The 24,216-nt window shown below is 61.8% G+C and carries 23 protein-coding genes; 12 read left to right on the top strand and 11 right to left on the bottom strand.

The annotated features are described in order from the left end of the window. The first annotated feature begins 87 nt into the window (after nt 1–87). Both KW062_RS10230 and astA read left to right on the top strand, forming a co-directional pair. Nucleotides 88–1,104: an arginine N-succinyltransferase gene (locus KW062_RS10230; RefSeq protein WP_105754745.1), complete on the top strand. Its 1,017-nt coding sequence runs from the start codon at nt 88–90 to the stop codon at nt 1,102–1,104. After that, complete coding sequence (astA, locus tag KW062_RS10225) at nt 1,101–2,144, top strand: arginine N-succinyltransferase (protein WP_051550596.1); 1,044 nt, start codon at nt 1,101–1,103, stop codon at nt 2,142–2,144. Before KW062_RS10230 ends, astA begins: the two co-directional genes overlap by 4 nt. A 151-nt stretch (nt 2,145–2,295) precedes the next feature. Here astA and KW062_RS10220 read toward each other — a convergent pair whose 3' ends face one another. After that, nucleotides 2,296–3,183, bottom strand: coding sequence for a LysR family transcriptional regulator (locus tag KW062_RS10220; protein WP_027620680.1), 888 nt, complete (start codon nt 3,181–3,183; stop codon nt 2,296–2,298). Nucleotides 3,184–3,333: 150 nt separating this feature from the next. Between KW062_RS10220 and KW062_RS10215 the strand changes: the two genes are divergently transcribed. The 3 genes from KW062_RS10215 to KW062_RS10205 are packed head-to-tail and all read left to right on the top strand — an operon-like array spanning nt 3,334 to nt 5,936. Further along, nucleotides 3,334–4,032 (top strand): CoA transferase subunit A, encoded by a 699-nt coding sequence (locus KW062_RS10215; protein WP_027620681.1) that lies wholly within the window; start codon nt 3,334–3,336, stop codon nt 4,030–4,032. Between the two features lie 36 nt (nt 4,033–4,068). Then, complete coding sequence (locus KW062_RS10210; RefSeq protein WP_027620682.1) at nt 4,069–4,728, top strand: CoA transferase subunit B; 660 nt, start codon at nt 4,069–4,071, stop codon at nt 4,726–4,728. A 26-nt stretch (nt 4,729–4,754) separates the two neighbouring features. Further along, entirely contained in the window at nt 4,755–5,936 is a 1,182-nt protein-coding gene (locus KW062_RS10205) for an acetyl-CoA C-acetyltransferase (RefSeq protein WP_105754746.1), read from the top strand. A gap of 198 nt (nt 5,937–6,134) precedes the next feature. Here KW062_RS10205 and KW062_RS10200 read toward each other — a convergent pair whose 3' ends face one another. Further along, nucleotides 6,135–6,671, bottom strand: coding sequence for a DUF4174 domain-containing protein (locus tag KW062_RS10200; RefSeq protein ID WP_105754767.1), 537 nt, complete (start codon nt 6,669–6,671; stop codon nt 6,135–6,137). 488 nt (nt 6,672–7,159) lie between these two features. On the opposite strand from KW062_RS10200, the gene KW062_RS10195 reads away from it, so the two are divergent. Continuing rightward, entirely contained in the window at nt 7,160–8,206 is a 1,047-nt protein-coding gene (locus KW062_RS10195; RefSeq protein ID WP_105754747.1) for a methyltransferase domain-containing protein, read from the top strand. A 43-nt stretch (nt 8,207–8,249) separates the two neighbouring features. Here KW062_RS10195 and KW062_RS10190 read toward each other — a convergent pair whose 3' ends face one another. From KW062_RS10190 to KW062_RS10175, 4 genes are all read right to left on the bottom strand, one after another. After that, nucleotides 8,250–9,035, bottom strand: a complete 786-nt coding sequence (locus tag KW062_RS10190) for a sulfite exporter TauE/SafE family protein (protein WP_027620687.1) — start codon at nt 9,033–9,035, stop codon at nt 8,250–8,252. 106 nt (nt 9,036–9,141) lie between these two features. Further along, nucleotides 9,142–9,849, bottom strand: a complete 708-nt coding sequence (locus KW062_RS10185) for a tellurite resistance TerB family protein (protein WP_105754748.1) — start codon at nt 9,847–9,849, stop codon at nt 9,142–9,144. A gap of 85 nt (nt 9,850–9,934) precedes the next feature. Further along, nucleotides 9,935–10,246 carry an AzlD domain-containing protein gene (locus tag KW062_RS10180; protein WP_177327289.1) on the bottom strand — a complete coding sequence of 104 codons (312 nt, stop codon included), beginning with the start codon at nt 10,244–10,246 and terminating at the stop codon, nt 9,935–9,937. After that, nucleotides 10,246–10,944 carry an AzlC family ABC transporter permease gene (locus KW062_RS10175; RefSeq protein ID WP_027620690.1) on the bottom strand — a complete coding sequence of 233 codons (699 nt, stop codon included), beginning with the start codon at nt 10,942–10,944 and terminating at the stop codon, nt 10,246–10,248. The genes KW062_RS10180 and KW062_RS10175 overlap by 1 nt, the downstream gene beginning before the upstream one ends. 241 nt (nt 10,945–11,185) lie before the next feature. On the opposite strand from KW062_RS10175, the gene pcsA reads away from it, so the two are divergent. Next, the gene (gene pcsA / locus KW062_RS10170) at nt 11,186–11,905 is read left to right on the top strand and encodes a phosphatidylcholine synthase (protein ID WP_027620691.1); all 720 of its coding nucleotides are present in this window, start codon (nt 11,186–11,188) and stop codon (nt 11,903–11,905) included. Nucleotides 11,906–11,911: 6 nt separating this feature from the next. Here pcsA and KW062_RS10165 read toward each other — a convergent pair whose 3' ends face one another. Continuing rightward, on the bottom strand, nt 11,912–13,483 hold the full coding sequence (locus tag KW062_RS10165; protein ID WP_105754749.1) for a L,D-transpeptidase family protein: 1,572 nt from the start codon (nt 13,481–13,483) through the stop codon (nt 11,912–11,914). A 145-nt stretch (nt 13,484–13,628) separates the two neighbouring features. Between KW062_RS10165 and KW062_RS10160 the strand changes: the two genes are divergently transcribed. The 3 genes from KW062_RS10160 to ppnN all read left to right on the top strand — a co-directional run bounded on the left by KW062_RS10160 (nt 13,629) and on the right by ppnN (nt 16,294). Next, complete coding sequence (locus KW062_RS10160) at nt 13,629–14,342, top strand: murein L,D-transpeptidase catalytic domain family protein (protein ID WP_027620693.1); 714 nt, start codon at nt 13,629–13,631, stop codon at nt 14,340–14,342. A 53-nt stretch (nt 14,343–14,395) separates the two neighbouring features. After that, nucleotides 14,396–14,797: a hypothetical protein gene (locus KW062_RS10155; protein ID WP_027620694.1), complete on the top strand. Its 402-nt coding sequence runs from the start codon at nt 14,396–14,398 to the stop codon at nt 14,795–14,797. Nucleotides 14,798–14,920: 123 nt separating this feature from the next. Further along, nucleotides 14,921–16,294 (top strand): nucleotide 5'-monophosphate nucleosidase PpnN, encoded by a 1,374-nt coding sequence (gene ppnN / locus KW062_RS10150; protein ID WP_105754750.1) that lies wholly within the window; start codon nt 14,921–14,923, stop codon nt 16,292–16,294. 47 nt (nt 16,295–16,341) lie between these two features. Here ppnN and KW062_RS10145 read toward each other — a convergent pair whose 3' ends face one another. Beyond that, the gene (locus tag KW062_RS10145) at nt 16,342–16,911 is read right to left on the bottom strand and encodes a YceI family protein (RefSeq protein ID WP_105754751.1); all 570 of its coding nucleotides are present in this window, start codon (nt 16,909–16,911) and stop codon (nt 16,342–16,344) included. Between the two features lie 110 nt (nt 16,912–17,021). Between KW062_RS10145 and KW062_RS10140 the strand changes: the two genes are divergently transcribed. Beyond that, nucleotides 17,022–17,960 (top strand): class I SAM-dependent methyltransferase, encoded by a 939-nt coding sequence (locus KW062_RS10140; protein WP_105754752.1) that lies wholly within the window; start codon nt 17,022–17,024, stop codon nt 17,958–17,960. A 26-nt stretch (nt 17,961–17,986) separates the two neighbouring features. Here the strand turns inward: KW062_RS10140 and KW062_RS10135 are convergent, their stop codons facing one another. After that, nucleotides 17,987–19,189: an NAD(P)/FAD-dependent oxidoreductase gene (locus tag KW062_RS10135; protein ID WP_105754753.1), complete on the bottom strand. Its 1,203-nt coding sequence runs from the start codon at nt 19,187–19,189 to the stop codon at nt 17,987–17,989. 269 nt (nt 19,190–19,458) lie between these two features. On the opposite strand from KW062_RS10135, the gene KW062_RS10130 reads away from it, so the two are divergent. Continuing rightward, complete coding sequence (locus tag KW062_RS10130; RefSeq protein ID WP_027620699.1) at nt 19,459–20,028, top strand: RrF2 family transcriptional regulator; 570 nt, start codon at nt 19,459–19,461, stop codon at nt 20,026–20,028. 6 nt (nt 20,029–20,034) lie between these two features. On the opposite strand, the gene KW062_RS10125 is transcribed toward KW062_RS10130, so the two are convergent. Next, on the bottom strand, nt 20,035–22,599 hold the full coding sequence (locus tag KW062_RS10125) for an EAL domain-containing protein (RefSeq protein WP_105754754.1): 2,565 nt from the start codon (nt 22,597–22,599) through the stop codon (nt 20,035–20,037). Nucleotides 22,600–23,133: 534 nt separating this feature from the next. Further along, nucleotides 23,134–24,108, bottom strand: coding sequence for a GlxA family transcriptional regulator (locus KW062_RS10120; protein WP_027620700.1), 975 nt, complete (start codon nt 24,106–24,108; stop codon nt 23,134–23,136). Nucleotides 24,109–24,216: the final 108 nt, after the last annotated feature.

Genomic DNA, 24,216 nt, shown 5'->3' with positions numbered 1-24,216 from the left:
GCTACAACTGCAACGCGTGGAAATCGACAGTGATAGTCGTCCCTGGTGCCCTCTACCAGGTATTTGTTTCGATACAGGAGTATCTCCATGCTGGTCCTACGCCCGGTCGCGCTGGCCGACTTGCCCCAACTGCAGCAACTGGCGCGCGACAGCCTGGTCGGGGTCTCGTCCCTGCCCGACGACAGTGATTGCCTGCACCAGAAAATTCTTGATTCGGTTGCGTCCTTCAGCAATGACGTGCAGGAAAATGGCGGGGAAATTTACTGTTTCGTGCTCGAAGACCCGCAACACCAGCGCCTGCTCGGCTGTGCGGAAATCGTCGCCACTGCCGGCCATACGCAACCCTTTTACAGCTTGCGCAATCGCCCTTTCGTCAGTGCCTCGCGGGAACTCAACATTCACAATGGGGTGCCAGCGCTGTCACTGTGTCAGGACTTGAGTCCGCACACGCTTCTGCGCGGTTTCCACATCGACCACGAACTGGCGCGCAGTGCCTTCGCCCAATTGCTGTCCCGGGCGCGCCTGCTGTTTATCGCCGCCCACCCGCAGCGCTTTTCCGACGCGGTACTCAGCGAAATCGTCGGCTACAGCGACGCGCAGGGCCAGTCGCCGTTCTGGGATGCGCTCGGCAGCCATTTTTTCAACCTGACCTACGCCGAGGCCGAACATCTGCGCGGTACCCAGGACCGCACCTTGCTGGCGGAAATGATGCCGCACTACCCGATCTACGTACCAATGCTGCCTCCGCAGGCCCAAGCCTGTATCGGCCGAGTCCATCCTAATGACCAGGCGGCCTGCGCCATCCTTGAAGGCGAAGGCTTTGAAATCCACAGCTACGTCGACCTGTTCGACGCAGGGCCGACCCTGATTGCGCGCACACCGAACATCCGCTCGATTGCCCGAAGCCGCGTCGTCAGCGCCCAACTGGGCAGCCCGCAGCGTGGCCAGACGCCTTATCTGGTCAGTAATGACCGGCTGGCTGATTACCGCGCCATGCTCGTTGAACTGGACTGCAGCGCCGGCCAGCCCATCGTCCTCGACGCAGCCACCCTGAACGCGCTGCAACTGAAAGACGGCAGCCCGCTGCGGCTGATAGCCCTGTGATCGTTCGCCCGGTGCAAGGCAGCGATCTGCCAGCGCTGATGACCCTGGCCCGACGCGCCGGCCCCGGTTTCACCAGCCTGCCGGCCAATGACGCGCGACTGGCCCACCGCATCCGTTGGGCGCAACGCACCTTCGCCGGTCAGGTGGAGCGGGCGGATGCCGACTACCTGTTTGTACTTGAAGATGACGACCAGCAAGTGATCGGCGTCAGCGCCCTCGGCGGTGCCGTAGGGCTACGCGAGCCCTGGTACAACTATCGGGTAGGAATGGAACGGCACATTCAGACGCTGTTCCTGAGCAACGAAATGACCGGGCAATCGGAAGTCTGCTCGTTGTTTCTGCGTCCCGACCAACGCCAGGGCCATAACGGGCGGCTGCTGTCGGTAGCGCGCTTGCTGTTCGTCGCCGAATACCCGCAACTGTTCGGCGAAAAGCTGATTGCCGAGTTGCGTGGCAGCGCCGATGAATACGGTTGTTCACCGTTTTGGGACAGCTTGGGTCGACACTTTTTCAAGCGTGACTTCAGCCATGCCGATCACCTCTCCGGCCTGGGCAGCAAAGCCCTGATTGCCGAATTGCTGCCGCGCCAGCCGCTGTACACCTGTCTGCTCACCGAACAGGCGCGGGCAGTGATGGGCACCGCCCACGAACAGGCTGAGCCGGCCCGCCGGATCCTCTGCGCCGAGGGCTTCAGCCATCAGGGTTACGTGGATATTTTCGATGCGGGGCCGGTGATTGAAGCCGCCATCCCACAGATTCGTGCGGTGCGCGACAGCCTGACGCTGAGCATGGAGATCGGCCTGCGAGATGGGATGGCGAGATTGCCCTGGTTAATTTACAACCGGCGCCTGGAGAGTTGTCGAGTCACCGTCGCCCACGCCCGGCGCAATGGCCAGAGCCTTGAGGTCGACCGCCTGACGGCCAAGCGCCTGCAATTACAACCGGGCAGCCAGGTGCGTGCAGTGCCGCTTTTTGAACAGCGCGAGGTTTGCGTGCAGACGCCAGAGGTTTCTGACAGACAACAAAAAGCCCGCGTCTGACGGGCTTGATGTCTATGGGGTCAAATCCTTTTGTGTGTTCAATGTGCGCCTCCAATTGTGAGAATTTTGTGAAAAAGCGCAGGTCATCCGGGAAAAAGACGGGCGGTCAAACGGACTGTGGTTTTTATTTCCAATCCTGAACGTCGGCCAATTACGCCGGCTGCCGCACCCCATCCCTGAGAATTTCGAACAAGGCCTGCGCCGCCGCCGACAACTCGTGACCCGGCTTGGTCAGCACACCAATGGCGCGCTCCACCGATTCACTGAGAGGAATGCAGTGCGCCCCCAGTTCGCGCATTTGCCCGGCGCACAGTGCAGGCACGGCGCTGACACCGAGGCCGCTGGCGACCATACGCCCGACTGTCGCCAGTTGATGGCTCTCGAAGGCCACCGGTAATCGGGTCTGGCGCAGCTGCAAGTGATCCTCCAGCATCACCCGCACCGTGGACGGCCGCTGCAAGGTGATAAAGGGCTGCTCCAACAAGGTCTGCCAGTCGATTTCGGCCAACCCCGCCAGCGCTGAATCGCTGGGCACGACGGCGACGAAGCGATCGAGGTAGAGCGCGGTGAATTGCAGTGACGAACTCTGCATGGGCTCGAACGCCACCCCCAGTTCGACCTGACTGTCGCGGACCATTTCCAGCACCTGTTCATTGATCACGTCGTGAACCGTGACGTTGACTTTCGGGTACCGCGCGCGGAAGGTCTTGAGGATCGGCGGCAGCAGGTTGCCGGCGAACGAGGGCATCGCCGCCAGCGTCACGCGGCCGCGTTGCAAGGTGAAACGCTGGCGCATTTCGTCCTCGGCGTTGTCCCAATCGGCGATCAGCCGGCGGGCCAGCGGCAGCAGCGACTCACCTTCCGCGGTCAGGGCGACGTTGCGGGTGGTGCGGCTGAACAGGCGGCCACCGAGGCTCTCTTCAAGGGCCTTGATCGTCAGGCTCAGGGCCGATTGCGACAGGTGCAGGCGCTCACAAGCCACGGCAAAGCTGAGGCTTTGCGCCACGGCGAGAAACGCACGGATCTGCTTGACGGTCATACGGGCTAGGCTCCAGTTCGGGGTCCCGGACAATTAATGAGATTTTCAAATTAATAAAATCTAAAAATCAATTTAACAAATATATCCAACAGCGCAACACTGCTCCCCATTCGGCTAGCCAGCCGCCCACAAAGAATAAAAGAGGTGCATATGGCAGGTTTCGACAAGCGCGTGAGTTCCTATGAAGAGGCCCTGGCCGGGCTTGAAGACGGCATGACCGTGATCGCCGGTGGCTTCGGCCTGTGCGGCATTCCGGAAAACCTGATCGCCGAGATCAAGCGCAAGGGCACCCGTGACCTGACCGTGGTTTCCAACAACTGCGGCGTCGACGGCTTCGGTCTCGGCGTGCTGCTGACCGATCGGCAGATCAGCAAAGTGGTGGCCTCTTACGTCGGCGAGAACAAGCTGTTCGAAGAGCAACTGCTCAAGGGCGAAATCGAAGTCATCCTGACCCCGCAAGGCACCCTCGCCGAAAAAATGCGCGCGGGCGGCGCCGGCATCCCGGCGTTCTTCACCGCCACCGGCGTCGGCACCCCGGTTGCCGAAGGCAAGGAAGTGCGTGAATTCAACGGCCGCAAATACCTGATGGAAGAGTCCATCACCGGCGACTTCGCCATCGTCAAAGGCTGGAAAGCCGACCACTTCGGTAACGTGATCTATCGCCACACCGCGCAGAACTTCAACCCGCTGGCCGCCACCGCCGGCAAGATCACCGTGGTCGAAGTCGAAGAAATCGTCGAACCCGGCGAGCTGGACCCAACGCAGATCCACACCCCTGGCATCTACGTCGACCGGATCATCTGCGGCACGTTCGAAAAACGCATCGAACAACGCACCGTACGCAAGTGATCCCCTGCCCCCGGACCGAATGAAGGAATAACAACAATGGCACTTTCCCGCGAACAAATGGCTCAACGCGTCGCCCGTGAAATGCAGGACGGCTTCTACGTGAACCTGGGTATCGGCATTCCGACCCTGGTTGCCAACTACATTCCCGAAGGCATGGAAGTCATGCTGCAATCGGAAAACGGCCTGCTGGGCATGGGACCGTTTCCTACCGAAGAAACCATTGATGCCGACATGATCAACGCCGGCAAACAAACCGTGACCGCGCGCACCGGCGCGTCGATCTTCTCCTCGGCCGAATCCTTCGCGATGATTCGCGGCGGGCACGTCGATCTGACCGTGCTGGGCGCCTTCGAAGTGGATGTGCAAGGCAACATCGCTTCGTGGATGATCCCCGGCAAACTGGTCAAGGGCATGGGCGGTGCCATGGACCTGGTGGCCGGTGCCGAAAACATTATCGTGATCATGACCCACGCCTCCAAGGACGGCGAGTCCAAGCTGCTGGACCAGTGCAGCCTGCCGCTGACCGGCGCCAACTGCATCAAGCGTGTGCTGACCGACCTCGCTTACCTGGAAATCGAAAACGGCGCCTTCATCCTCAAGGAACGCGCGCCAGGCGTCAGCGTCGAGGAGATTGTCAGCAAGACCGCCGGTAAACTGATCGTTCCCGAACACGTGCCGGAAATGCAGTTCGCCTGAACTGCCTGCCGCTGAGGAGAAATTCGATGCAAGAAGTCGTGATTGTCGCCGCTACCCGTACCGCCATTGGCAGCTTCCAGGGTTCGCTGGCGAACATCCCGGCGCCGGAACTCGGTGCTGCGGTTATTCGCCAACTACTGGCCCAGACCGGTCTGGATCCGGCGCAGGTGGATGAGGTGCTGCTCGGCCAGGTGCTGACTGCAGGCTCGGGGCAGAACCCGGCGCGCCAGGCGGCGATTCTCGCCGGCCTGCCCCATGCCGTACCGGCCATGACCCTGAACAAGGTCTGCGGCTCGGGCCTCAAGGCCCTGCACCTGGGCGCCCAGGCGATTCGCTGCGGCGATGCCGAGGTGATCATCGCCGGCGGCATGGAGAACATGAGCCTGGCCCCTTACGTGTTGCCGGCCGCCCGCACCGGCCTGCGCATGGGCCATGCGAAGATGATCGACAGCATGATCACCGATGGCCTGTGGGACGCGTTCAACGACTACCACATGGGCATCACCGCCGAGAACCTGGTGGACAAGTACAACCTGAGCCGTGAGGACCAGGATGCCTTCGCCGCCGCCTCTCAGCAAAAAGCCACGGCCGCCATCGAAGCCGGGCGCTTCGCCGCTGAAATCACGCCGATTCTGATTCCTCAGCGCAAGGGCGATCCACTGACCTTCGCCGTCGACGAACAGCCTCGCGCAGAAACCACGGCAGCGTCCCTGGCCAAGCTCAAGCCGGCATTCAAGAAGGACGGCAGCGTCACCGCTGGCAACGCTTCTTCACTCAACGACGGAGCAGCGGCCGTGCTGCTGATGAGTGCCGAAAAAGCCAAACAACTCGGCCTGCCGGTGCTGGCGAAAATCGCCGCCTACGCCAACGCCGGCGTCGACCCGGCGATCATGGGCATCGGCCCGGTATCGGCAACCCGCCGCTGCCTCGACAAGGCCGGCTGGAGCCTGGAGCAACTGGACCTGATCGAAGCCAACGAGGCCTTCGCCGCGCAGTCACTGGCGGTGGGTAAAGAGCTGAAATGGGACGCGAGCAAGGTCAACGTCAACGGCGGCGCCATCGCCCTCGGCCACCCCATCGGCGCCTCGGGCTGCCGAGTGCTGGTATCGTTGCTGCACGAAATGATCAAGCGTGACGCCAAGAAAGGCCTGGCCACCCTGTGTATTGGTGGCGGTCAGGGCGTGGCACTGGCCATTGAAAGAACCTGATTACACCTGAGCATCAAGGTCAGCGAACGGACCCACGATATCCGCGCGCTGACTGACACCCCACCCGGCGCGACTTTGGTTGCGTCGGGTGTTTTTTTGTCTGTTGATGGGTCGTGCGATGAAGTTGATGCTGTGCTGCTGATGACCCCATCGCCAGCAGGCTGGCTCCCACAGGTTTTGTGTCGTTGCGAAGGCCAATCAATCATCCAGCGGCTGTGGTGGCTTCGCCGGTTTGACCGGTTTAGAGGCCTTGGCGCCTTTGGCCGGCGGTGTTTCGGCTACAGGCGGTGCAGGAGGCGCGACTTCTTTTTCAGCGGCCGGCAACTGGTCGATGGTGTCGAATATCGTCTTCGCTACGATTGGACCTTCAAGCAAGGGTTTTTTCTCGCCATCCTTGCCGACCAGCACCACGTTAGTGTCCTTGCTGGCCCCAAGCTTCAGCTGACGAATCAACGCCATGGTGTCTTGCGTGCCCATGTCCTTGCCGTCCCGCTGGCCCGTCAACCCGACCACGGTGAACAACACTATGCTGCGTTCCTGAACGGCTTTTTTGTTGTCCGGCTCATCCAGGGACTTTTTCAGGCTGACCAGCGTCGGGTCGGCGCTGCTCGGCGCGATGACAATAAGTGGGCGGGTCTTGCCGCGTTCCTGGGCCAGTGGCGAGTCGCTGTCTGCAGCCAGTACGGGGCCGACGACAGCGAGCAGAGTAGCGAGGGTCAGTGACCGAATGAGCATGCGCATCTCCTTGTGATATCGACGCTTATGATTGCGCATCAAGGCGAAAGATCCAGTTTTGTTGTCGGAAATTTCAATCACCATGTTGCCAAGCTTAGGTCAGCGGGCCTGATTCGCCACCTGCTCGCGTCGTGCATTGAGCCTCGTGCCGGGCAAGACAAACGGCCATACACGCGCGCGAAATGACAACTACACTCACAGAGTTCCCAGTAGGGGGACGTAGCCAAATCCGCGTCCGTCAGTAGCGTGCCTGCCCATTACCACGTTCACGACGCTGGAACCAATGGCCACTTCGTAAGCGTCCTGTGGGGCCCTGCCCCACAGTGACATACCTGCAGGACGACGACTTCGCGTCCAAACCGCCCGGACATGGTTTATGCCCGGGCATTCGCGTGCGGCGCGTTCCTGTCCGAGCGTTCCGATCATCTATCCGACCACCGCCCGAGCGACCGTACCGCCCTGCGCTGGCCCTTTCAGGAGGCGCGGTTATGGACGAAGGCAAACTGCATGATTTTATGGGCAAGCTGGTGACCGACATGGGCGGCGCAGCGATGCTCGCCAACGTGATCCTCGGTGAAGAACTGGGCCTGTACCGAGCCATGGCCGACAGCCAGCCGATCACCCCCGAGGCGCTGGCCGCCAAGACCGGCTGCAATGCCCGACTGCTGCGCGAATGGCTCAGCGCCCATGCCGCCTCGGGCTACATGGAGCACAGCGACGGGCTGTTCCGTTTGCCCGAGGAGCAAGCTATGGCGCTGGCACTCGAAGACTCACCCGTGTACGTCGCCGGCGGTGCTGGAGTGATCGCCGCGCTGTACCACGACAAGGACAAACTGGTAGCGGCGATGCGCGGCAATGGCGCGCTGGCCTGGGGCGATCATCATCACTGCATGTTCAGCGGCACCGAACGCTTCTTCCGGCCCGGCTACCGGGCGCACCTGGTGGCCGAGTGGCTGCCGGCACTGGACGGCGTGGTCGAAAAACTGCAGGCCGGCGCCAAGGTAGCGGATATCGGCTGCGGCCACGGCGCGTCGACCGTGGTCATGGCCAAGGCCTTCCCCGCCTCCACCTTCGTCGGCTTCGACTACCACGCCCCCTCCATTAGCACTGCCAACCAACGCGCCGCAGAAGGTGGCGTGGCCGAGCGCGTGAAATTCTTCGAGGGCAGCGCGAAAAACTACCCGGGCAATGACTACGATCTGGTGTGTTATTTCGACTGCCTGCACGACATGGGCGACCCGGTAGGCGCCGCCAGACACGCCTATCAATCCCTCAAGCCGGACGGCACGGTGCTGTTGGTCGAGCCTTATGCCAACGACCAACTGGAGCACAACAGCACCCCGGTCGGGCGCCTGTTCTACGCCGCCTCGACCTTCATCTGCACACCCAATTCGCTGTCACAGGAGGTGGGTCTGGGACTCGGTGCACAGGCGGGAGAAGCGCGTTTGCGTGAGGTGTTCAGCGAGGCCGGCTTCGGGCATTTTCGGCGTGCTGCCGAGACACCTTTCAACTTGATTCTGGAGGCGCGCAAGTAGGCGCCAAGGAATGGGCCGGACACTGTCCGGCCCTGTGGGCAAATCAGAACGCCAACTTGTAACCAATGAACAACAGCATCGCCGCTAGGCAAGGACGCAGCACGCCGTCGGAGACTTTACCGGTCAGGTGGCTGCCGATGTAGATGCCGGGCAATGAGCCCATCAGCAGGAAGCCCAGCAGATGCCAGTCCATGTTGCCCATGCTGGCATGGCCCAGGCCGGCCACCAGTGTCAGTGGAACGGCGTGGGCAATTTCGGTGCCTACAAGACGCTTGGTGACCAGGAACGGATAGAGCAGAAACAGCGCCACGGTGCCCAGGGCGCCAGCGCCAATCGAAGTCAGCGCCACCATCACGCCGAGCACGGCGCCGGTGGCCACGGTCAGCGAATTGAGTTTGCGATCGCTCAGGTGGTAATGATCACCAGCATGTTTGCTGGCAAAGGCCAGCAGTTGCTTCTTGAATAGAATCGCCAGCGCGGTGAGCAGCAAGACGAAACCCAAGGCCTGCTTGATGATCGCGTTGGTGGCCTGGGCATCGTTATCGATGTACTTGAGGAACAGCAACGTCACGGCCACCGCCGGCACGCTACCGGCCGTCAGCCAGCCGGTGATCTTCCAGTCGATGTTGCGGTTCTTCTGATGAACCAGCACCCCACCGGATTTAGTGATCGCCGCGTACAGCAAATCAGTACCGACCGCCGTCGCCGGGTTGATACCGAACCACAGCAGGATCGGCGTCATTAACGAACCGCCGCCAATCCCGGTCATGCCAACAATGAATCCGACAACCAAGCCTGCAACCACAAAACCCAAATTACCGAATTCCATTGCCATACCTTACAGAGCCAGCGTAACGAGCAAAAACTGGCAGGCAGGATAGCGATATTTCTTATAACCACTTATACCAATGTGATCTGACTTTATAACTGATCATTCAGCCGCCCCTAGCCTGTTCCTCCAAATGCAGCTGCAACTGCCCATCGATTTTCAGCGCGGCGGCTAGTTCATCGAGATACGCGCGCTCAGCGTCCTGTTGATCATCCACCAGCATCACGCTGGCCAGGTACATTTCAGCAGCAATTGCCGGATCGGTGGCGGACTGGGCCACTTCGTTCGCATCCAGCGGTTTGGCGACTTCATCGTCGAGCCATTGCTGCAGATCGGGATCATCGGTATGACGGCCGATCTCGGCACGGATCATCTGCCTTTCCTGCTCATCGATACGCCCATCGGCCTTGGCGGCGGCGATCAGCGCGCGCAACACTGCGTGGCTATGGGCTTCGATTTCGGGGCCGGCAAGCAACTGGTCGACCGTCTGCGGCGCCTGTTGCGGGGCCGAGGCCTGATTGCGCTGCCAGGCCTGGTACGCTTGGAACGCCATCATTCCCAGGGAGGCGAGCGCGGCATAATTGGTACCGCTGGAGCGCCCCTGCTGCGGCATACCGCCACCAGACCCGCCTAACAGCCCACCGAGCAAACCTCCGAGACCACCCGCACCCGCACCGGCTCCGCCCGCGCCACCGCCCAGCAGGCCACCGAGCAGACCGCCCAAGTCGCCGAGGCCGCCCTGCCCAGCGCCTTGTCGCGTTGGCGAGCCTTGGCCAGCCCGAAGCAATTGTTCCAGCAGATCACTGGTATTCATGACGGAATCCTCCTCGATAGCCGTTGTTCAGTCAGGCAACGATAGACCCGCCGGGTAATTACGCCATGACCGTCGGGCTGACGTCCTACCACCACCAGCGCAGGAGAAAAAAGAACGCCATGCTCAGCAGCATGCTGATCAGGGTGCTGCGGGTGTAAAGCACCAGGCCGATGGCGACCAGCGAGCTGAGCAGGTAGGGGTTATCCCACTGCAGGTTCAACTGCTGGTCGGGCATGAACACGATCGGCCCACAAATCGCCGTCAGCATGCCCGGTACGGCGAAGCCGAGAAACTGCCGCGCGTTACTGCTCAGGCGTACCGGCAGGCGCGGTTCGAGAAACACGTAGCGGTTGAGGAACACCAGCAAACCCATGCCGACAATGACTGCCCAGACCATCATGTGCGCTCTCCGGAAAACTTGTTGCAGATAAACCCGGCGCTCATGCCCAGCAACCCGGCCAGGACCAGTCCCGAGCCGAGCTGCCAGTAGTGGAACAGCACCGAGAAAAACAGCGACACCGCGACACAGACCACCGTCGGGATGTTGCGCACCACCGGGGTGATCAAGGCGATAAAGGTCGCGGCAATCGAGAAGTCCAGCCCCAGGTGCTCCAGCCCGGGAATGCTGCTGCCGAGGACGATGCCCGCGAGGGTGAACAGGTTCCACGCCACGTAGAACGTCAGCCCGACGCCCAAGGCATACCAGCGATTGAACTGCTGACGGTCGAACTGACTGGTCAGGGCAAACAGCTCATCGGTGAGCAAAAAGCCCAGGCCGACCCGCCAGCGCCCCGGCAACGGCGCCACCACCGGGCGCATGCTCATGCCGTACAGCAAATGCTGGGAAGTCAGGAGCAAGGTGGTCAGCAGGATCGAAAAAATCCCCGCCCCGCCCTTGAGCATGCCGATTGCCACCAATTGCGCCGCGCCGGCGAAGACGATACTCGACAGGCCCTGGCCCTGCAGGGGGGTCAGGTTGGCTTCGATAGCCATGGAACCGGCGAGCAGGCCCCAGGGTGCCGTCGCCAGGGACAGCGGCATCACCGCCGCGGCACCGCGCAGGAACGCACTGCGCGGCAAAAGAGTCTCGGACATAGGGTTCTACAACAGGAAAAAGGGGAACTGAATGTGCCAGCCCGCTTGTCGGCTGTCTTGTACGATCTTGCGCACTTGCACAGCAAGGCGGCCCCTCGGCAGATGAACTATTTTTACTGGAACAGCGAGGTCGCCGCAGACCTCGCCCGGTGAACCTTCTCGTGCAGCTTCCGGTCGATACGTTCAACCCACCTCGGGTTAGCGCTCGTTGCTGGTCCGTTTCATTTGCTGGAGAACGCCCTTGATCTCGACTCGACACATGGCCACGCTCAAAGCCTGGGGTGCCCATGGTTTCACCGCGACCGGCGTGGTCACCGCGTTCCTCGCCACCCTGGCATTGTTCGACAACCAGCCCAAGGCTTGCCTGCTGTGGCTCGGCGTGGCGCTAATCGTCGACGGCGTGGATGGCTCGCTGGCGCGCAAGGTCAATGTGTCGACGGTGCTGCCGCAGTTCGATGGCTCGGTGCTGGACCTGGTAATCGACTACCTGACCTACGTGTTCATCCCGGCGCTGTTCATCTACCGCTATATCGACCTGCCCGCCTACACCCCGCTGCTGATGACTTCGGTGATCCTGGTGTCATCGCTGTATTGCTTCTGCAACGTCAACATGAAGAGCAAGGACAACTACTTCGTCGGTTTCCCCGCTGCCTGGAACGTGGTCGCCCTGAGCCTGTACATCATTGCCCCGTCTGCCTGGGTCACCCTGTTGAGTATCATTGCCTTGGCGTTGCTCACAGTGACCCGGATGAAATTCCTCCACCCGTTTCGCGTGCGCCGCTTCATGCCGATCAATATCGCCGTCACCGCCATCTGGCTGCTCTGCAGCCTGTCACTGGTGCTCGGCCATCCGGGCCTGAATCCCTGGGTGATGGGATTGTGGCTGGCGATGTCGGCCTACTTCCTCGGGATCTGCATCTGGCGCACCCTCGCCGAAGCTTTCGACCAGCACCGCCGTTGATTGCGCCTACAAGGTGATGCCCAGTGCATTGAGCAGCACCGGGTCGCGACTGTAGATGTCCGGGGCATACAGCAAGCGCCCATGGCTGTCGGCCTGCACCGTCCAGTAACCGAGCAGGATCGGCACCGGCGCCGACAAGCGAAATTCATGGGTGCGACCGGTGGCCAACAGCTCGTCGGTGCGCACCCGTTCCGCCGGACTCACCAGCATGTCGCGCAGCTGCAAGGCGTGTTCGACCCGCACGCAACCTGAACTGAACGCCCGTGGACCTTTCTGGAACAGCGCCTGGCTGGGCGTATCGTGCAGGTACACCGAGAATGGGTTGGGAAACCGCACCGCCATCTGCCCCAGCGGATTGCGCGGCCCGGCGCTCTGGCGCAGGAGGATGTTGCCGGGATTGTCCCAATCGACCTCGTCGGCCGACAGCGGGTTGCCGTTGCGGTCCAGCACCTGCAGGTCGCCTCGACTGAGGTAGGACTGGTCTCGGCGAATCTGCGGCAGCTTGTCTTCGCGCATGATGGTCGGCGGTATGGTCCAGGTCGGGTTCAGGGTCAGACGCGTGACGTGGGACTTGAGCAGCGGGGTTTGCCGCTCGGCGCGCCCGACCTGGGTACGCGTTTGCCACACCGGTACGCCGCCCTGCAGCACCGTCAGTTGCGCGGCGGCGATATTTACCAGCAGGCCATCGGGTTCCATGTCCGGGGCCATCCAGCGGAAGCGTTCGAGGTTGATCCGCAGTTGCTCGCGACGCATTGTTGGACTGATGTTCAGCTCGGCCAGGGTGCCGGCGCCAATCACCCCATCGGCTTGCAGCGAATGGTCAAGCTGGAAGCTTTTCACCGCGCTGGTCAGTTGCGCGTTGTACTCGGTGCCGACCTTGGCTGGCAGATTTGTCAGGTAGCCTTCATTGAGCAGGCGCTGGGCCAGGACGGGAACCCTCGCGTCCTGCATGCCTGGGCGCAACAGCGGGCCGTCCGGCAGCAACGGCCAGTGAGGCAGCTGTTGCTGGCGTTGCCCGGCGTATACCTGGCGCAGGCTGCGGTATTGCTCCAGGTGCGGGCGCGCGGCGTCGAAGGCGGCTGCCAGGTCATGCAGGCCAGGGCTGGCAATCGCCAGTAGCTCGGCATTGCGATCCAGCGCCGGTGGCTGTGCGTGCCAAAGCGGCTCGAAGCGGCTTTGCTGCAGGCGGCCATAGCGCAGTTCACGCAGCGCTTGCAGGTAACGCAGGCTGATGCCGATGTCGCTGCACAGCGGCCCGCCCACCGGATCGGCTGGCGGCAAGCGGTAGCGTTCGGGATCGAGGCCGTCATCGACCAGCAACTGGAATTGCCCGAGCAATGCCTTGACACGCGCCTCGTCGGTCCACACCGGAAGATTGTCCTGCTGCTGGTAAAACGCTTGCAGCAAGGCCTGCGCCGAGGCATCCGGGCGCAGCTTGAGGCCGGGGCAATCGACCTGTACCTGGCTGGCCGCCAATGGCAAAGGGCCGGCATGATCCGCCAGCTCATTCTGGGCAGTCGCGACCAATGGCACTGCGAGCAGGTAAAGGCTCAAGTAATATGCGTGCTTTTTGAACAACTGCTTTACTCCAATCCATGGCCGTCACGATTTGACGGTCGACCTCTGCACCCGCTGCGGCAAGCCTTCAGGCTAGCCCATATCGGGGTGGCCGGGGGGCGACAGGAAGTCGGGAGCCAACGATAGTATTGAGGACTCTCTACGCATGCTTACCCTTTTGCGCCGGCTTTGCCTGGCCCTGACCACTCTGGGCGCCATCAGCGCTCCAGCATTCGCCGCCAGCACCAGCAATCAGGCGTTGTACAACAGCCTCGCCCACGCAGCCCCGGAACTCAATCCCCAAGCGTTAAAAAGCGCCCTGAGCGCCATGCAATGTGCCGTCAACGGCGGTGCCCAACGCGCCGAGCACCTGGCCGTCATCGATTACTCGCAACCTTCTACCGCACGCCGCTTGTGGATCTTCGACCTGCGTAAAAAATCCCTGGTGCTGCGCGACCTGGTGGCCCACGGGCAAATGTCCGGGGAAAACTTTGCCACCCAATTCTCCAACCGCGTGGGCAGCTACCAGTCCAGCCTGGGCCTGTTCCGCACCCAGGAAAGCTATCAGGGCGCCCACGGCTATTCGTTACGCATGGATGGCCTGGAACCCGGCTTCAACGATCTGGCGCGTGACCGGGCGATCGTGATCCATGCCGCCGACTATGTGAATCCGTTGTGGAGCGAACGCCAGGGCCGAATTGGCCGCAGCCAGGGTTGCCCGGCAGTACGTCCACAGGTGGCGCGCCAGGTAATCGACAAGCTCAAGGACGGTCAGTTCATGTTTTCCTGGTATCCGGACCAGCGCTGGCTGAAATCCTCGCCTTATCTCAACTGCCAGCCGCGCCAGGTGGCCAGCATCCTCAGCGCCAACAAAGGCTAGGATTCACCCGGCAAGGCAAGCAAAAGCGCCCCGCGCTGGCTATGCTCAAGGGCATGACTGCTTCCTTGCCGATACGCCAACCCTGCCCCCCCGGCGCCTGTGATTGCGGACGCGAGTCGTTACTCGAACTGCCCGGCGCCGACCCGCGCATCCTCTACCTGACCCGCCAGGAGGAAAAGCGCCTGCTCGAACGCCTGGAAAATCTCAAGAGTCTGAGCGACCTCGAGCACCTGCAACAACGCATGCGCGAGCAATTGGGCATAGGCGTGGAAATCACCCCCAGTTTCCACGAAGTGAAGAGCATGCGCGGCATCGGCATCCGCTTGCTGGACCAGCCGGGACTGTGCCGCAAAACCCGCCAGGCGATTCCCGCAGCGATTCGCCGAGGCCTGGAAAACCACCCGCAAATCGCCTACGAGCTGCTCAATGCCCACGACTTGCTGCGCGACGCATGACGCGCAGATTTGCATTCATGCGCGTGCGTCTGGAAGATGGCGCAGCACGATCGCTTCGGCGCTGACTATCCTGATGTTATTGAGCCCAGCAGGCTCGCGATCATCGTTCTCAGGGAATTTAGAATGACAGCAAGACAAGTAATCAATGCATCGGTGAGCCCGAAAGGCAGCCTGGAAACACTGTCCCAACGCGAAGTCCAACAGCTGAGCGCCGCGGGTACAGGCAGCATCTACTCTCTTTTTCGCCAGTGCGCCCTGGCCATCCTCAATACCGGCGCCCACGTCGACAACGCCAAAACCATCCTCGAAGCCTACCGCGACTTCGAAATCCGCATTCACCAGCAGGACCGCGGCGTACGCCTGGAACTGCTGAACGCACCGGCCGACGCCTTCGTCGACGGTGAAATGATCGCCAGCACCCGCGAGATGCTGTTCAGCGCCCTGCGCGACATCGTCTACACCGAGAACGAGCTGGACAGCCAGCGCATCGACCTGAGCAACTCCCAGGGTATCAGCGACTACGTGTTCCACCTGCTGCGCAACGCACGCACCTTGCGCCCGGGCGTCGAACCGAAGATCGTGGTGTGTTGGGGCGGTCACTCGATCAGCTCCGAGGAGTACCAATACACCAAGAAAGTCGGCCACGAACTGGGACTGCGCAGTCTCGACGTCTGCACCGGTTGCGGCCCTGGCGTGATGAAAGGCCCGATGAAGGGCGCGACCATCTCCCACGCCAAGCAGCGCATCACCAACGGCCGCTACCTGGGCCTGACGGAACCGGGAATCATTGCCGCCGAGGCACCCAACCCGATCGTCAACGAGCTGGTGATCCTGCCGGACATCGAGAAGCGCCTGGAAGCCTTCGTCCGTGTCGGCCACGGCATCATCATCTTCCCGGGCGGCGCCGGTACTGCCGAAGAGTTCCTCTACCTGCTGGGGATCCTCATGCACCCGGACAACCGTGACCTGCCGTTCCCGGTGGTGTTGACCGGTCCGCGCAGTGCCGAGCCCTACCTGCAGCAATTGCACACGTTCATCGGCGCGACATTGGGCGAGGAAGCGCAAAAACACTACGAGATCATCATCGACGACCCGGCCCAAGTGGCCCGGCAGATGGTCGCCGGGCTCAAGGCGGTCAAGCAGTTCCGCCGCGAGCGCAACGACGCATTCCACTTCAACTGGCTGCTGAAGATCGATGAGGGCTTCCAGCGTCCATTCGATCCGACCCACGAAAACATGGCAAGCCTGCAACTGCGCCGCGACATGCCGGCCCATGAACTGGCGTCGAACCTGCGTCGGGCGTTTTCCGGGATCGTTGCCGGCAACGTCAAGGACAAGGGCATTCGCCTGATCGAGGAACACGGTCCGTACGAGATTCACGGCGATGCGGAAATCCTGCAACCGCTGGACAAACTGCTGCAGGCGTTTGTCGCCCAGCACCGCATGAAGCTGCCAGGCGGCGCGGCCTACGTGCCGTGCTACCGCGTCATCAGCTAAGCGCGTAAGGCTGAAACAGCTCGGGTCCACCCGGACCCGAGCCTCCATCACTGCTCGGGCGCGACCACCCGAAAGTGAATGTTGATCTCGTTCGACACCATGCTATTGGCCCACGAGCCTGTGCCAATCTTGAAGTCGTCGCGCTTGAGCACGAATTGGCCATTAAATACGCCAATGCCGCTCTCGGCCTTCAGGCTCATCTCGGCTTCGATGTCGCGCGTCACGCCTTTCAACGTCAAGTGACCCTCCACGCGATAACGCTCATCGCCCAGCGCGGTGATCTTGCTCGACTCGAAACGCGCCATGGGAAACATCTCGGTGTTGAACCAGTCCGGGGTTTTCAGCTCATCGGTGGCGTCCTGGCTGCCGGCGTCGACGCTGTCCAGCTTGATGGTGATTTCAGTGTGGGCCGCCGCGATGTTGGCCGTGTCGAAATCCAGCCTCGCCTTGAACTCGCCGAAAGTCCCGTACACCCTCGATCCTGTCTGTTTGAAGTTGAAATCGATCTTGCTTGCTTTCGGATTGACCGACTTGTATTGGGCCCCATGAGCATCGCCCAAGCTGCCAAGGGCCAACAAGGCAACCAGTAACGAAATTACGGGGTAACGAGCATTCATGACAGGCTCCGGCCGGCGACCGATGACGGGGATGAAGCTTGAGTGTTGTTCGGCACCGGCCGTTGCGCAAATGATAAACTCCCGCCCCCTTGAATGACCGGCCCCGCTCGATGACCCCAGATGCCCTCGCCACCCTGCACGCTCACCTGCTGACCGCGCTGGCAACGCCCCCCGCTGAAACCCGCCGCCTGTTCCACGGGCGCGGCCGCTGCTGGCCGGGGCTGGAACAACTGACCGTCGACTGGTTGCAAGGCATTGTGCTGGTCGCGGTGTTCAAGGAGCCGGAGCCCGAACAACTGCTGGCCTTGCAGCAACTTCTCCGCCAGCTCAGCCAATTGGCCGAATGGCAGGCCAGCGGCGCCCACAGCCTGTTGCTGCAACACCGTTACCTGCCACAAAGCACCACCGAATGGCTGTCGGGAGAGGAAGTCGAGGACTGGACGCTGACCGAAGGCGGCTTGCGCTACCTCATCGATCTGGGCAAGAAACAGAATGCCGGGTTGTTTCTCGACATGCGCTATGGGCGCAACTGGGTACGCGACAATGCCCGGGGCAAACGGGTACTGAACCTGTTTGCCTACACCTGCGGGTTCTCGGTGGCCGCCATCGAAGGTGGCGCCGAAAAGGTGGTCAATCTCGACATGTCCCGTGCTGCCTTGAGTCGTGGACGCGACAACCATCGCCTCAATGGCCACGACCTGAGCAAAGTCAGCTTCCTTGGCCATGATTTGTTCAAGTCGTGGGGCAAGGTGATCAACAGCGGACCCTACGACCTGGTGATCATCGATCCGCCGTCGTTCCAGAAAGGCAGCTTCCTGCTGACCAAGGACTATCAGCGCGTGCTGCGCCGCCTGCCCGAGTTGCTCACGCCCCAAGGCACGGTATTGGCGTGCATGAACGACCCGGCGTTCGGCCCGGACTTCCTGATCGACGGTGTCACCCGCGAAGCCCCAAGCCTGCGTTTTGTCGAGCGCCTGGAAAATCCACCGGAATTTCCCGACATCGACGCGCAAAGCGGGCTCAAGGCCCTGGTGTTCGCCAGCGAGTAAGCACGCCTACTCGCTGGCGATCAGCCTCACGCAACCGGAATCAGCGGATCCGCTGCCGCCCAGGCCGCTTCACGGTTGGCCGCCGGCGGGTAGATCCACTGGGTGTTGATCTGGGTCTTTAGCGCCTTACCTTCCTCACGCACCAGCTTGACCTGGCGATCCCAGCCTTCGGTGTACACCGCGCCCCAGGCACCGAGGTCCAGGCAGGTGACGTATTTGGGCTGGCTGTAGGGCATCGGCTCGACACCGAGAATTTGCGCCGCGACGTTGTTGCCGGCGTGGCGACCGAGGGAGATGGCGTGCTGGCAGGTCATCAGCGCGTGATTACCGATGTCATCGCTGGCGGCATAGGCCACGTCGCCGGTGGCGAAAATGTCGGGTTGGCCAAGCACTTGCAGGTGAGCGTCAACGTGCAGGCGGCCCAGATGATCGCGCTCAGCGGGAATCTGCTCGGTCAACGAACTGGCGCGCACCCCGGTGGTCCAGACCACGGTGCTGGCTTCGATACGCTGACCATCGGCCAGGGCCACGCCCTGCTCATCGACGGCCACCACCGACGAATTCAACTGCCAGCGCACACCCTGCTCTTCGCTGGCCTCGGCGATAGAGCGGGCGATTTGCGCACCCATGGAGCCACCGACCTTATCGCCGCGATCAACGATGATCACTTCGATATCGGCCTGCTCGCCGAAAATCGCCCGCAGCCGCGCCGGCATCTCCGTGGCGGTCTCGATTCCGGTGAAACCGCCACCAGCCACCACCACCGTGTTGCGTGCCTTGCTATAGGGACGCTCAGCCAGGGATTTCAGGTGATTCTCCAGGCGCACCGCCTGCTCGATCTGGTCGACATTGAAGGCGTGCTCAGCGACGCCTGGCGTGTTCGGCAGTGCCAGGCCACTGCCCGTAGCCAACACCAGTTTGTCGTAGTTACAGGTTTGGAGCGCACCATTGGCATCGCGGTAGCCGACCTGTTTTTGCGGCACGTCGATGGTCTGCGCGGCGCCCTTGATGAAGTCCACCCCCACTGCGTCGAACAGCTCACCCAGAGGCGCGGCCAGTTGGTGGGCGTTGGGCTCGTAGAAGCGCGGACGAACCCGCAACTCGGCCTGGGGCGCCAGCACGGTGACGGCGATCTCACGCTGACCGTGCAGATCGAACAGGCGGGTAGCGCTGAGCGCCGTCCACAGCCCACCAAAACCAGCGCCGATAACCAGGATGTGTTGTTTCATTATGAGCTCCAGGTGTGAATCAAGGGATTAAGGGTTCGAGCCGCCTCGATAACTACGACTCTATTGGTCGTAGTTAATCTTGAATAGTCACCTTTCTCGATGATTTCCATCGAAAACCTTGATCAATCCACCGCAGCGGCTCTAACCCTTGAACGACAGAGGTTCACGGAGGATCAGCGATTTCCGTCTGACTTTTAAGTCAATCTGCTTGATTGCATAAGCCCACCCTCGCCCGCTAAAATTTACGACTCATTCAGTCGGAGATGGTGATGTCCCTTTACAGTGCGGGCGTGGAATATGGCATTCATTGCCTGTTGTTCCTGGTGGGCGATGGTGGTGATAGTCGCGAGGCCAGCGTGCGCGATCTCGCCGAGTTGCAGGGCGTGCCCCAGGACTATCTGGCGAAAATCTTCACCAAGCTGGCCAAGGCGAAACTGGTGATGGCGACCGAGGGTGTGCGCGGCGGTTTCAAGCTGGCGCGTCCAGCCGACGAAATCACCATCCTCGATATCGTCAATGCCATCGACGGTAAAAAACTGATCTTCGATTGCCGAGAAATCCGTGGACGCTGCGCGCTGTTCGAAGAAGCGCCACCGGCCTGGGCGCTGGAAGGCACCTGTGCGGTACACGGAGTCATGCTGACTGCGCAGAAGCGCATGGAGGAAGCCCTCGCCCAGCAGACTATTCTCGACCTGGCCCGGCGCTTCGGGCGCAAAGCGCCTGCCGAGTTCGGTGCGCAAGTCAATGACTGGATGAACGAGCGCCGGGAGAAGAAAGGCGTCGCCAGTCCTCAGGCCGGCGACGGACAGCACATCACGCTGACCGATATCAGTGACTGATAGAGGCTAGTCCAGCGTAGCTTGAGCCGACGCGGTATTGACGGCATGAGGCTGCCCCTGGCTCGCCCGCAACCACTGCATGAACGCCGCGGATGGCAGCGGCAGCGAAAAGAAAAAACCCTGCCCCACCTCGTAGCCCTGCTCCTTGAGAATCTCGTACTGGGCCGCGTGTTCGATGCCCTCGGCCACCACCAGCAACGACAGGCCTTTGCCGATTCCGATCACCGACTCACTGAGGGCCCGACAGGAGGCATCGCGCTCCAGGTCATCGACAAAACTCTTGTCCAGCTTCAGTTCACTGATGGGCAGATGGCGCAAGTAGCCAAGGCTGGAATAGCCGGTGCCAAAGTCATCGATGGCCAGGCGAACGCCCAGGGCATGCAGTTGTGCAAGGGTGTGCTCGGTGCCCACGCTGTTGGACAGCAACACCCCTTCGGTAAGCTCGATGCACAGATCCGATGCCTGCAACTCGTGAAGCTGCAACTGCTGGGCAATCTGCGTTGGCAGGTTCACGCCATGAAAATTGATCGGCGACAGATTGATCGACAACGACGGCACAACCAGGCCCTGCAGTCGCCACTCGGCCAGTTGCCCGCAGGCGGTTTGCAGCACCCACTGGCTCAGCTCATTGATCAGCCCGCACTCTTCGGCCAGCGGAATGAAGCGCTCCGGTGAAATCACACCCAGGCTCGGATGCTCCCAGCGCGCCAGCGCTTCGACCCCTACCAGGGCGCCGGTGTGCAGGTTGATCTGTGGCTGATACGCCAGCTCCAGGTCATCTCCGGCCAGCGCCATGCGCAGCGCGGTTTCCAGGATCAAGCGTTCCTGGGCGATCTGGTTCATCTGCTCCAGGTAAAAACGGCAACTGCCACGCTCGACCCGCTTGGCCTGGTACATCGCAATATCAGCGCACTGCAGCAGGCTTTCCATGTCCTGGCCATCAGCGGGATACAGGCTGATGCCGATGCTCGCCGACAACACCACAGAGGTGCCGGCAACACTGACCGGAAAACTCAAGACCCGTTGCAAGCGCTCAAGCTCGCGGGTGACCTCGGTGGCATTGCGCCTGGGCAATACCAGTACGAACTCGTCACCGGACAGGCGCCCGGCAATATCGCCCTCGCGCATCACGCTGCGCAGACGCTGCGCCATGGCCTGCAACAACTCGTCTCCGGCCCCATGGCCAAGGGCGTCGTTGACCTGCTTGAAACGGTCCAGGTCGATAAACAACACCGCCAGTTCACCCTGCTCCTGCGCCACATCGAACAGCAGGCGTTGCGCCTTGCCGAGCAGGAAACTGCGGTTGGGCAAGCCGGTCAGGCTGTCATAGAAAGCCATCTTGCGAATCGCCTGGCGCGCCTGCTCCCGCTCCAGCGCCAGCATGCACAGGTGCGTACCTGCCGTGACCAGGTGCGCATGCAAGGGATCGGGGCCACGGCATTCGCGAAAGTACAGGGCAAAGGTCGCTGCCACCTGGCCGGTGCTGTTGCGTACGGGGATCGACCAGCAAGCCCGCAAGCCGGACTGCTCGGCCAAGTCCCGGTAATCTGCCCACAGCAGATCAGTGGCGATGTCGGTGACCAGCACCGGTTCGCCACGAAACGCTGCGGTGCCGCAGGAGCCGGTGAACGGCCCGATCGCCAGGCCCTCGATGGCCTGCGAATAAGCCGCAGGCAAGCCGGGACCGGCCAGCGGGTGCAGGATCCCACCGGCGTCGACGCTGAGGATCGACACAATGACTTCCGGCGCAATGCGCTCGATTTCCCGGCACATCAGACTCAGCACACTTTCCAGGGACTGCTCGTTCAACAGCGCGCCGACCACCTTGTCCTGCAGCACTTCGTGCAGTTTCAAGCGGGTGATATCGGTCAGCACCATGATGCTGTGTTCGACCTCGCCACCGGCATCGAACACCGGGCTCGAGGACACATGCACCCACAGCCGCTGGCCGTTGCGCTTGCTGACCAGCGCGCTGATTTCATGGGGATTGGCACCGAACAACTGGGCCAGTTCGGGCAGCTCCGCCGCTCCGGCGTGGCTGTCACCGACAAAGAAAATCAGCGGCGATTGCCCCAATAGCGCGGCACCGTCGTAACCGAGCATTTGCAGCAACCCGTCATTGACGTAGACCAGGCGCGCATGCGCGTCGACGATGCAAGTGGCAGAACGGCTGGCATTGATCGACATCGACAGCAGCCGCTGTTCACTGTCCTGCGGGCGAGTGCCGGTAATGTCCTTGAGAAAGAAAGCGCCGAGTTCGCGTCCCTGCAACCTGATGGTCGAGAGCGACATCGCGGCCCAGCGCTCTTCGCCGTCCCGGTGCACAATCGCCAACTCCCGTGAACGGGCGCTGTCGGCATCGCCGTTCAGAGCCAGGGGTATCAGCGTATCGACGTGAGTGCCCAATACCTCCAGCCGGGGGCGACCCCAGAACTGTTCGGCGGCGGAGTTGAAAAACCTGACAAGGCTCTGATCGTCGACCACCACTACGGCATCGCCCCACTGCTCCAGGGTCTGCACGAAAAAATCCTGCGCAGCACTGCGCCCTGCTTGTCCGGCTCTGGTGTCCATTGCTGTCACTTGTCCACTGCCGCCATCGCCCAGCCTCCCTGGCCGTACGTGGGGCGCCAAAAGTCCCCTCAAAACCGGAAGGACCCACTTCAGAAGTCCCGCTATAGACTGCAGAAGAATAGCGAAGAGCGACTGTTATTCACTTTGACCGGTGCGTTGTTCACTGCCTGAAACCTGAGAATAGACGCGAAGTACCGGCGTCATGAACATTTGCGTGAACAGGCTCAACGCCCGGGCCCGGGCGCTATTGTCACACGACTAGCGGTACTTGAGTGTGGTCGGCCACCTTCCTACGATGAATCCACGCAACTGACTGTTTGCTCCAGCAGTTGCGTGAGCGGCGGGTGTTCTGAACCCCAATCAAGCTCGCCGCTGGCTCTACGTGCACCTTGAGCCTCAACGGCTCTACTTTCTCCCCATCAAAGGGCTTTGAGGCTCTTTTTTAAACCGGCGAACCCGCCACGCACGTTCAAGTCCGACCTTCGACCACAATGCCGTTTGCCCTTGGCAAAGGGCATTGTGCTCCTGTTCGCCCTACACAGCCTCACGGGAAAACCGTTCGCGGTAGACCTGCGGGACCACGCCCATGGCCCGCAGGAAACTGCGACGCAGGGTTTCTTCGCTGCCGAAACCACACTGCACGGCGATGCGCTTGATCGGCACGCCGGTGTCGCTGAGTAAACGACGCGCGGTTTCGACGCGGATTCGCTCGATGGCGCGAGCCGGGGTCTGGCCGGTGTCGGCGCGGTAGTGGCGGATGAAACTGCGCTCGCTCATGCCGGCCTGCAGCGCCAGCGCCGCGATCCCCAGATCCAGGTGCAGGTTTTCCGCGATCCAGGCGTGCAGGTCGTCAAAGCGCTTGCCCTGATGTTGCAGGTCGAGGGTCACGCTGAACTGCGACTGACCGCCCGGCCGCTTGAGGAACACCACCAACTGGCGCGCCACCTCCAGCGCCATGGCACGGCCCAGGTCGGCCTCCACCAGCGCCAGCGACAGGTCGATGCCTGCGGTGACCCCGGCCGAAGTCCAGACCGGGCCATCGTTGATAAAGATCGGATTCGGCTCCACGCGCAGTTGCGGGTGTTGCTGCGCCAACTGCTCGCAGCGGCTCCAGTGGGTGACCACCCGCCGCCCGTCGAGCCAACCACTGGCTGCCAGCAGGAACGCCCCGGTGCACACCGAGGCCACTCGCCGCGAACGCATGGCCTGCTGGCGCACCCAGTCGACCAACTGCGGGTTTTGCGCGGCAGCGTAGACACCCCAGCCACCGGAGATGATCAGCGTATCGGACGGCGTGTCCGGCAGCGGATCGGCGAGCATCGCCAACCCGGCCGAAGACAGCACCGCGCCCCCGTTCTCGGCGATCACCCGCGGCTGGTAAGGTGCCGGCAGCCCGCGTTGGGCGGCAATGTCGTTGGCCGAAGCAAAGACTTGCAACGGCCCGGTGACATCCAGCAATTGCGTATTGGCAAAGGCCAGGACGTGAATGGTTTTCGCGGTCGTCGACATGATTGGCGGGATTCGAGGGCTGATTGGCGTGTACGCCAAATCCTAGAGGCATACAGTCAAGTCGTCCACCCACTTCGGGTGCTTACAGGCGAACGCAGGAGCGCATGT

It is taken from the genome of Pseudomonas fluorescens (genome assembly GCF_019212185.1).
Lineage (GTDB): Bacteria > Pseudomonadota > Gammaproteobacteria > Pseudomonadales > Pseudomonadaceae > Aquipseudomonas.
This window is presented reverse-complemented; position numbering and strand designations above follow the sequence as displayed.